At 63.3% G+C, this 9,307-nt stretch carries 12 protein-coding genes and 1 pseudogene; 11 read left to right on the top strand and 2 right to left on the bottom strand.

The features are described from left to right. Positions 1-7: 7 nt before the first annotated feature. Together ACX12L_RS13875 and ACX12L_RS13880 are read right to left on the bottom strand one after the other, a co-directional pair. Positions 8-388, bottom strand: a complete 381-nt coding sequence (locus tag ACX12L_RS13875) for a thiolase C-terminal domain-containing protein (protein WP_459263127.1) — start codon at positions 386-388, stop codon at positions 8-10. Beyond that, positions 297-806: a thiolase family protein gene (locus ACX12L_RS13880; RefSeq protein ID WP_459263128.1), complete on the bottom strand. Its 510-nt coding sequence runs from the start codon at positions 804-806 to the stop codon at positions 297-299. The genes ACX12L_RS13875 and ACX12L_RS13880 overlap by 92 nt, the downstream gene beginning before the upstream one ends. 248 nt (positions 807-1,054) lie before the next feature. Between ACX12L_RS13880 and ACX12L_RS13885 the strand changes: the two genes are divergently transcribed. The 11 genes and pseudogenes from ACX12L_RS13885 (at position 1,055) to ACX12L_RS13935 (ending at position 8,977) form a co-directional block, all read left to right on the top strand. Continuing rightward, complete coding sequence (locus tag ACX12L_RS13885; RefSeq protein ID WP_459263138.1) at positions 1,055-1,513, top strand: MaoC family dehydratase; 459 nt, start codon at positions 1,055-1,057, stop codon at positions 1,511-1,513. Between the two features lie 191 nt (positions 1,514-1,704). Next, positions 1,705-2,529 carry a Bug family tripartite tricarboxylate transporter substrate binding protein gene (locus ACX12L_RS13890; RefSeq protein WP_459263139.1) on the top strand — a complete coding sequence of 275 codons (825 nt, stop codon included), beginning with the start codon at positions 1,705-1,707 and terminating at the stop codon, positions 2,527-2,529. A 63-nt stretch (positions 2,530-2,592) separates the two neighbouring features. Further along, on the top strand, positions 2,593-3,522 hold the full coding sequence (locus tag ACX12L_RS13895; RefSeq protein WP_459263129.1) for an IclR family transcriptional regulator: 930 nt from the start codon (positions 2,593-2,595) through the stop codon (positions 3,520-3,522). 71 nt (positions 3,523-3,593) lie between these two features. Beyond that, positions 3,594-4,754: a CaiB/BaiF CoA transferase family protein gene (locus ACX12L_RS13900; RefSeq protein ID WP_459263130.1), complete on the top strand. Its 1,161-nt coding sequence runs from the start codon at positions 3,594-3,596 to the stop codon at positions 4,752-4,754. Between the two features lie 46 nt (positions 4,755-4,800). Continuing rightward, positions 4,801-5,547: a 3-oxoacyl-ACP reductase FabG gene (fabG, locus tag ACX12L_RS13905; protein WP_459263131.1), complete on the top strand. Its 747-nt coding sequence runs from the start codon at positions 4,801-4,803 to the stop codon at positions 5,545-5,547. Between the two features lie 66 nt (positions 5,548-5,613). Next, on the top strand, positions 5,614-6,813 hold the full coding sequence (locus ACX12L_RS13910; protein ID WP_459263132.1) for a CaiB/BaiF CoA transferase family protein: 1,200 nt from the start codon (positions 5,614-5,616) through the stop codon (positions 6,811-6,813). 294 nt (positions 6,814-7,107) lie between these two features. Continuing rightward, entirely contained in the window at positions 7,108-7,380 is a 273-nt protein-coding gene (locus tag ACX12L_RS13915; RefSeq protein WP_459263133.1) for a helix-turn-helix domain-containing protein, read from the top strand. Between the two features lie 42 nt (positions 7,381-7,422). Then, positions 7,423-7,647 (top strand): HipA N-terminal domain-containing protein, encoded by a 225-nt coding sequence (locus ACX12L_RS13920; RefSeq protein ID WP_459263134.1) that lies wholly within the window; start codon positions 7,423-7,425, stop codon positions 7,645-7,647. Positions 7,648-7,798: 151 nt separating this feature from the next. Beyond that, a pseudogene (locus tag ACX12L_RS13925) lies at positions 7,799-7,999 on the top strand (integrase); the annotation flags it as partial. A 193-nt stretch (positions 8,000-8,192) separates the two neighbouring features. Then, on the top strand, positions 8,193-8,471 hold the full coding sequence (locus ACX12L_RS13930; RefSeq protein ID WP_459263135.1) for a type II toxin-antitoxin system TacA family antitoxin: 279 nt from the start codon (positions 8,193-8,195) through the stop codon (positions 8,469-8,471). Next, the gene (locus tag ACX12L_RS13935) at positions 8,468-8,977 is read left to right on the top strand and encodes a GNAT family N-acetyltransferase (RefSeq protein WP_459263136.1); all 510 of its coding nucleotides are present in this window, start codon (positions 8,468-8,470) and stop codon (positions 8,975-8,977) included. The genes ACX12L_RS13930 and ACX12L_RS13935 overlap by 4 nt, the downstream gene beginning before the upstream one ends. The last annotated feature ends 330 nt before the right edge of the window (positions 8,978-9,307 follow it).

The following is a 9,307-nucleotide window of genomic DNA, read 5'->3' on the forward strand; positions in this document are numbered from 1 at the left end:
GGGGCTGCTATCGATTCGGCGCCTCCAGTATCGTCACCACGCACGCGGCCTCTTCCAGCCCATAGAAGCCGCCACCGTTTTCCGCGGGACCCAGCTGCGCTCCCTGTACTTGGGATGCGCCGGCTTCTCCACGCAATTGCACGGCCAGATTTCGGATCTGGATTGCACCAGTCGCGCCGATGGGATGGTCTTTCGAATGCAATCCACCCGAGACGTTGATGGGCAGTCGTCCGCCAAGCCTTGTCGCACCGCGCTCCACCAGGGCGCCGGCATCTCCGTAGTCGCAGAAACCGCAGTTACACCAAACGCTCGGTGCAGCCCGGCTGCATCGCCTCCTCGGGCAGTTCAAGGCCTTCGCCCATGACCAGCAACTGCGCCATGTGCGCATCGGCCAGGACCCTGCCCCAACTGCCCTTGAAGGCCTCGAACATCGCTTCACGGCGTTCGGGATGGTTCATTTTTTCGGCGCCCACCACCAGCGCAACGTCACGGATGCCCGCGCGCAGCGAGGCGAACGCCTGCATCAGCCCCGAACTGGAGCTGGCGCAGGCGTTGTCCGTGTTGAAAATCGGAATGCCCTCGAAGCCATAGGCACGCAAGGCCGCTTGCCCGCGCACGCCATGCCGGCCTTCCTGCGCGCCCTGGCGGGTATTGCAGAACCAGGCGGCCCGCACGCGCTCCCTGCCCGCATTCGCATCCTCCAACGCGGCATCGACCGCATGGGCCGTGAGCTGCTTGACCGTCCACGTCAGGTGCTTGCCCAGAGGGGTCATCCCGCCCCCCACCACAAAGACATCGCTGTCCATTTCACATCCAATTTTGCAGAATTTATTTCTGCAAATTTAGGAAATGGCGAAACTCCATCGTGAATGCAAGGGATCTTCGCCAGAAAACCTTGCTCAATTCCATATTTGCAAAAACAATTTCCGCAATATTGACAAAAAGAGGACGGCCTGAGACAGTTCACACCCGACCCGATGGACAAGCAATCTGGAGGCACACCTTGGACACACACAATGAAGCCGGCAGGCCGTTCGACCCCCGGTCGCACCGCATGTGCGCGCAAAAATACTTCGACGATTTCGAGCCCGGAGAGCGCTTCGTCCTGCCCTCCCGCACGATGACGGACGCACTGTTTGCGGCGTTCCAACTGGCCAGCGGCGACAACCATCCCATCCACTACGACGTGGAATACTGCCGCGCGCACGGCATGCCACACATGCTGGCCCATGGTTACCAGGTGCTGATCCAGGCCGCCGCGGGCGCAGGCCTGTTTCCCCACGTGACCGAAGACGCCATGAAGGGCTTCATCGAACAGCAAAGCCGCTTCCTGGCGCCCGTGTACGTCGGCGACACGCTCTACAGCACGCTGGTCGTCAGCGACCTGAGGCCCGGCAGGACCACGGGCGTGATCACCTTGGCCATCGAGATCCGCAACCAGAACGGCGTACTGGTCATGGACGGATCGCAGAAATACCTGCTCAAGCGCCGCAGCACGGCCATCGAACACTGACAGCCGCCAGCAGACAACCGTCCACGGAGAAACCCATGCATCGCAGAGCCCATCTGACCCGACTTGCCGCATTGCTCCTGGCTGGCGGCCTGCCCCTGGGCAGCGCCCTCGCCCAAAGGCCGTACCCGTCCAAGCCCATCCGCTTTCTCGTCGGCTTTCCACCTGGGCAGGCCACGGACACCGTGGCGCGCATGATCGCCGAGCGCATGGCCCAGAAACTGGGACAGCCCATCGTCGTAGAGAACAAGCCCGGTCAAGGCGGCAGCGCCGTGATGGGCTATCTGATGCAGCAGCCCAACGACGGCTATGCCGTGACCCTGAGCGCCACGGGCGCCGTGCTGACCAATCTGTACCTGCAGAAAAACCTGCCCTACGGCCTGGACGATTTCACACCGGTCAACCTGATCGGCGACCTGCCGCTGGTCCTGGTCGCACGGCCCGACATGCCGTTCAACGACCTCGAGGGCATGCTCGCCTACGCCAAGGCCCATCCCGGCAAGCTCAGCTATGCCTCGCCCGGGAACGGCACCACGGCGCACCTCACCATGGAATCGATCAAGAAAGAGAGCGGCGCACGCATCGTCCACATTCCCTATCCGGGCAGCGCCCGCGCGATGGCCGATCTGATGGGCGGGCAGACCGACGTTGCCTTCGACACGATGCCCGTGACGATTCCCCATGTGCAAGCGGGCAAGCTCAAGCTTCTTGCCGTCGGCCACAGCAAGCGCCTGGCCGAATTTCCACAGGTGCGGACCGTCGGCGAATCCGGGTTTCCCAACGTCACGGCAAGCGTCTGGATCGGCATGTTCGGCCCGAAAGGCATGCCTGCGAACGTCGTCGACACGCTCCATCAAACCTTGGTGGATGTCATCCGCGAACCGGAGATGGCGCGCAAGCTCGAAAGCCTGGGCCTGTTCGTGCGCAGCTTCACACCATCCGACTTCGGCAAATTCCTCAAGGCCGAAGCCCCCCGCTGGAAGCAGGCGGTCGTGAATTCCGGAGCGACAGTAGACTGATTGCATCCGTCCCCGCCAGCCCCATGGCTCCCGGCGAGGCCACGCACCCTTTGAATTCCAGCCATGCGCAACGAAGACACACTTGCTCTCACGCCACCGCTCGCCGCCGCGCCGGCCCAGGCCAGGCCACGCCGGCCGAAGGAGCAAAGCCTCGCCAAGGTGGACACGATGCGCCGCGGCAAGCACCGCAAAGCCGAGGATGCGGCAGATGGCGCCGGCGATGAGGAGGGGCAAGACCGCCAGTTCGTCGTGGCGCTGTCGCGCGGGCTGCGCGTGCTCTCCGCGTTCAAGGCCAAGGACCCGGCACTTGGCAACAAGGAACTGGCCGAGCGCACGGGCATTCCCCCAGCCACGATCTCGCGGCTCACGCACACGCTCACCAAGATGGGCTACCTGCACTTCGATGCACGCACGGAAACCTACGACCTGGGCGGCAGCGCACTGACGCTGGGCCACACGGCATTGGCGCGCATCTCCCTGCGCCGCGTTGCCCTGCCGCTCATGCAAGAGCTTGCCCAGCGCGCCAACGCCAATGTGGGCCTGGGCATGCGCGATCGCTCGATGATGCTGTATGCCGAGACCTGCGAAGGCTCGGGCCTGGTCGGGCTGAGGCTCTTTCCCGGCTCGCGCATCTCCATGGCCACCAGCGCCATGGGCCGCGCCTATCTCTCCGCCCTTGCCAACGACGAGCGGGAGGAGCTGCTGAAGGAACTCGCTCCGCAATATGGATCGGAGTGGCCCGCGGTGCGCCATGGCATCGACCAGGCCATGCGCGAAGTGGCGCAACAAGGCTTTTGCCTGTCGCTGGGCGACTGGCAGAAGGAAATCCATGGAGTGGCCGTCCCGCTGGTCGATCCGGTGCGCGGAACCGTCTACGCGCTCAACCTCGGCGGACCGGCGTACCTTCTGTCCGAGACATTCATGCGCAACGAATGCGGCCCTTGGCTGCGTGAAGTGCGCGACAAGATCAACGCGGTGTTCCTCGCCGAGTGACACCGGCCGGGCGAGGCGTTCGCGGCATTGCCGCCGACGCGCCCAAACCACACGACCAACAAGGAGCGCGCATGGGTCCGCTGGAAGGAGTGAAAGTCATAGAGCTTGCAGGCATAGGCCCCGCGCCAATGGGCGCCATGCTGCTTGCGGACCTGGGTGCGACGGTCCTGCGCATCGACAGGCCCGGCCCATCCGACGTGGGCATCGAGCGGCCGCTGAAATACCACACGACACTGCGCAACCGCTCTTGTATCACCCTGGACCTCAAGCGAGAGGACAGCCTTGCATTGGCCAGGCAACTCATCGCCGGCGCGGACATCCTTATCGAAGGCTTCCGTCCCGGCACCATGGAACGCATCGGCCTCGGGCCGGATACCTGCCTCGCCCTCAACCCCCGCCTGGTCTATGGCCGCATGACCGGCTGGGGCCAGGACGGACCACTGGCCCGCAGCGCCGGGCACGATCTGAACTACATCGCGCTCAGCGGCGCACTGCATGCCATTGGCCGCAAAGGCCAGCCTCCCACGCCGCCACTCAATCTGGTGGGCGACTTCGGCGGCGGCGCCATGCTGCTGGCCTTCGGCCTGCTTGCGGCATTGACCCACGCGCGGGCCACGGGACGCGGGCAGGTGGTGGACGCTGCCATGCTCGATGGCGCGGCCACCTTGATGACCTCGTTTTTCGGCCTGCGCTCGGCGGGCATGCACAGCGACGAACGCGGTACCAACATGCTCGACTCGGGGCGCCATTTCTATGACGTGTATGAATGCGCGGACGCCCGGTACATCGGCGTCGCTCCCATCGAGCCCAAGTTCCGCAAGGAGTTCTTCTCGCTGCTGGGCATTGCGGTTCAAGCCGACGAACCGGAAGAACGGCTGCGCGCGCGCATCGCGGAGCGCATCCGCACGCGCACCCGCGACGAATGGCAAGCCATCTTCGACGGCACGGATGCCTGCGTCAGCCCCGTGCTGTCCATGGCAGAGGTGGCCCGGCATCCGCACAACCAGGCTCGCCAGGTTTTCCTGGAGATAGACGGTATTACGCAGCCGGCCCCCGCGCCCCGCTTCAGCGCCACGCCCACGGGCATCCCCGCGCCACCCAGGGCAGCCAACGCAGACCTGCATGGCGCGCTGGCGGCCTGGGGCATCGACGGGGCGCGCATCGGCCGACTCCTGGAAAGCGGCGTGCTGAACGATGCGCCCGCCGCCACGGAAGCGCAGCATGCCCACTGAATACGGCGAATTCTCGAACACGCCCTGACTCCTGAAAAGCGAAAAAATGAACCTGGGTATCGAAGGAAAGGTGGCGCTGGTCACCGGAGGCGCGGGCGGCATCGGTGCCGCCACATGCAGAACACTTGCCGGCGAAGGCGCGCGGGTCGTGGTCTGCGATGTCAACATCGCCCTGGCGGAACAAGTGGCCGGAGGGCTGCGCGCAGGCGGCGCTTCAGCGATGGCATGCCAGGCCGACGTCACGGACGAAACGTCCATCCAGAACCTGTTCGCTCACGTCATGGTGGAATGGGGGCCTGTCGAGATCCTGGTCAACAACGCAGGGTTCACGCGCGACATGCGCATCACCAAGATGAGCGTGAACGACTGGGACGCCGTGGTGGACGTGATCCTCAAGGGGGCATTCCTCTGCACGCGCGAAGCCATTCCCCACATGACCGGAAAGCGTTGGGGCCGCATCCTCAACATCTCCTCGCGGGCGCACCTGGGCAATCCAGGGCAGGCCAATTACTCCGCGGCGAAGGCGGGGATCATCGGATTCACGAAGGCCATGGCGCTCGAGCATGGACGCAACGGCATCACGGTCAACGCGATAGCGCCGGGCATCATCGCCACCGATGCCGTGTTGAACCTGCCGCATTTCCCGAAAATCAAGGAACTGGCGGAAGGAAACACGCCCGTGCCGCGCATCGGCCATCCCGACGATGTCGCCCAGGCCGTCGCTTTTCTGGCATCGCAACATGCAGGCTACATCACAGGCGATGTACTGCACGTCTCCGGTGGGCGCTACTAACACCGCGCGCCAGGCAAACCAACGAAACAGGCAGGCTGCCATATGAGTATCAAGCCACTTGCGGGCGTGAAGGTCCTGGATTTCAGCAAGGTATTGGCGGGACCCTTGTGTTCCCAGGGTCTCGCGGACCTGGGCGCGGAAGTGATCAAGGTGGAGGACTGCAGCCGCGGCGACGACACGCGCGGCTGGCCGCCATTCCGCGAAGGCGATGGCGCGGTGTTCGTGTACGCCAACCGGCGCAAGCGCAGTCTGGCACTGAACCTGAAGACGCCGCAGGCGCAGGCAGTCATCCGCCAGCTCGTGAAGACGGCCGACATCGTGGTGGAGAGCTATGGGCCGGACGTGCCGGAAAAGCTGCAGATCGACTACGACTCGCTCAAGGCAATCAAGCCCGACCTCATCTACTGCAGCGTCTCCGGTTTCGGCCGCACGGGCCCGCTGTCGCATGGCAAGGGCTATGACATGGTCCTGCAGGCCTTCACAGGCATGGTGTCGATCATGGGCGAGCCAGGCAGCGGCCCCGTGCGCGCGCCCTACTCTCCCGTGGACCAGGGCACGGGCATGCATGCGCTGAGCGCGATCCTCGCGGCGTTGCTGCACAAGCGAAATACCGGCGAAGGCTGCCGCATCGACGTTTCGCTGTTCGATACAGGCGTCGCTTTCCTGGGCTACATGATGCAGTCGTACTGGGAAAAGGGCACGGAGCCCCAGCGATTCGGATGCGCGCACGAATCGCTGTGCCCCTACCAGAACTTCATGGCCGCAGACAAGCCCCTTCTCATCGGAGTCGCGAGCGAGCCGTTGTGGCTGCGCTTCTGCGCTGCGGTGGGGCACCCGGACATGGCCAGCGATCCGCGCTTCCGGACGAACGCCGACCGCGTCCGCAACCGCGATGCGGTGATCGCCACGGTGCAGGACATCATCGGCCAGCGCAGCAGCGCGGAGTGGGTGGAGACGCTGACCCGCGAGGGCATCCCGTGCACGCAGATCAACACGTTCCAAGAGGTCCTGACCCACCCGCACACGCTCGCCAGCGGGCTGATACTCGACTACGACAGTGCGAACTACGGAAAACTGCAATCCATTGGCCAGCCCGTGAAGTTCAACGGCCAGCGGGCCGACGCCGGAAGCGCCGCCCCCAGGCATGCACAGCACACCGAGGAAATTCTGCGCAAGTTGGGCATGGATGATGATGCGATCACGGCGCTGGAGAAGGCGGGGGCCATCTTGCGGCCTGGCAGAGATTCGGCGCAACACCACCCCTGATGCACACAACAGGAGCGTTTACGAGCGCGTCAGCGGCTGATGAGGCAGCCAAGAGCGCCTGCGCCTTCTCGCTAGCGGCACTGCGCTACGACAAAGAGTCTGACCGTGCGCATCGAACGCTTGATGACTAACAACGGTGTACCTGCAGGTCACGGCGCTACACCCACACATCAACGGCAAGGCCAAGTGCAGCGCGGTACCCATTGGGTCACGATTTTCAAATTACAAGTCTCAAGCTGTAAAACATATTTACTGCTTATAGTGCGTAAATTCCAAATACATCTTTAGATTTGTATGCCTGGATTTACGGTACGTACGGCAGATCAGTTGCCCGCTCTGCTGCAGGCCTTCCGCAAGGAGGCTGGCCTCACGCAGAGTGGTGTGGCATTGCGCCTGGGCGTGACCCAGCAGACCTATTCGGCGCTGGAGCGCAATGCCGAGAACATCGGCGCAGCGCGGCTGCTGAAGCTATTGGGGATCCTCGGCGTGGAGATGGTGCTCGACAAGCCGGCTCCCGACGCCACGCCGGCATCAGGCAGCGCAGCCACCGACAAGCCAAGCTGGTGAGCCATGGGACGCCGCTCGCACAAGCGCTCCCTGGACCTCTGGATGAACGGCGTCTTCGTCGGCACCTGGAGCCTGACACCCCATGCCCCCGACACGCTGCAGTACGACTTCGCCTGGACACGATCGGAGCAAGGACGCGCGCTGTCCCTGTCCCTGCCCTTCACCCCAGGCAACGCACCCCATCGCGGCGACAAGGTCCGCGCCTACTTCGAGAACTGGGACCCAATCCCAAAAGATTGTTTATCCAGCATGAGGGCAGCCTCTTGAAAAATTGATAGAGATCCGAGGGAACAATTTGGGGAAAGTCCCTCGGAAAGCTATTTTAGAGGCTGGAGTTGGGGTGCGTCTTGTACGCGGAATTGCGACAGGATACGCGCTGCACACATCACCGTCTACCTCAACGTGCCGACCAAAAGGCGCAGCGATGGGCTTCCCCGCTGACGAAGTACCGGGACACGCACGGATTTCAGGCCACGGCGCGAACGATGCTGGCGGAGCGTCTCAACATCCCGGAAGCCGTCATCGAGGCACAACTCGCACATGTCGTGAAGGACAGCCTGGGCGAGCTTACAACCGCATGGAGTTCATTTCCGAACGGTGCGTGATGATGCAGACATGAGCCGACTATATGGACGAGCTCAGAGAGAAGAAAGTCAAGTCCAGCAAGAGGCGGGAGTGGCGTGACGCTCTGATCGGATGAAACCATGACGGGTTGCATCGCCCCTTGCTGCTCGTCGGTCATCATCTGCATAGCCAGATTGAATCCGGCAATCTGCCGTACAATCACATCTCCATCTGAGAGGAGCACCGCCTTGACATCCGCCGCCACTGCCCGCCTGGAAGCCCGCATCAGCACCGACCTGCATGCGATGCTCAAGCGCGCGTCCGAACTGCAGGGCCGCACCATGACCGACTTCGTGGTTGCTGCGGTGCAGGATGCCGCGCAGAACGCCATCGCCCAAGCCGAAGTGATCCGCCTGTCGCTGGCAGACCAGGAATGCTTCGCCCAGGCGCTGCTTTCTCCTCCCAAGGTCTCGCCGGCCCTCAAGCGTGCATTTACCCGCCGTCGCAAGCTGCTGCGCTCTGAATGAGCAAGGCAGCTCCGTTTCATGTGGCATTGCTGGATGCATCACATGACCGCGCCAGCTTCGATAGCGATTCTGCGGAACTGAACCGCTACCTCCAGCAGCAAGCTACCCAGGACATCCGCCGCCGCGTCACCGCGTGCTTCGTGGCGGTGACAAGCGACGATGCACCGCGGATCGCGGGCTACTACACCCTGGCATCGTCCAGCGTGCTGCTCCATGACCTGCCGGCGGCCACCGGAAAGAAACTGCCGCGCTATCCATCTGTGCCCGTCGTTCGCATGGGAAGGCTGGCTGTCGCAAAGACGTTCAAGGGCGCGGGCCTGGGCGCAGCCCTGCTGGCCGACGCGTTGGGCCGGGCAGCCCGCGCGGAGATCGCTGCCTACGCCCTTGTCGTGGATGCCAAGGATGATGCCGCAGCATCCTTCTATCGGCACCATGGATTCATTGCCATGCCAAGCGCCCCGAGGACACTTTTCCTCCCGCTGGCAACAGTCAAGGATCTGGCATAGGCGCGATCCGGCAGTCGCCAACGATCCCTCGGGGTAGCGGTATCGCCCTCAATCCAGGCTGAAGGGCCAACGCCGGACTTGTTGCCTCACGGACGGAAATCTCCGCCCGCCGCTCTGGTTGAGCCGGATCGAACCGTTCAGTTTGTCATAAGTCCGAAAAAAATATACAAATATCGGACATATCCGCTCTAAAGTCCCGAATCTGTTGATTTCCACGCAGAAGTGACCCACTAACCCCCAGGATTTCCATCTAAATCTGACCCACGTACTAACCCTAACCTGCTGCTTTGTTGAGCAGCAGGAGACCAGGAGTGATAGACGTGGCAACAC

The organism is Alicycliphilus sp. T452, assembly GCF_054512775.1.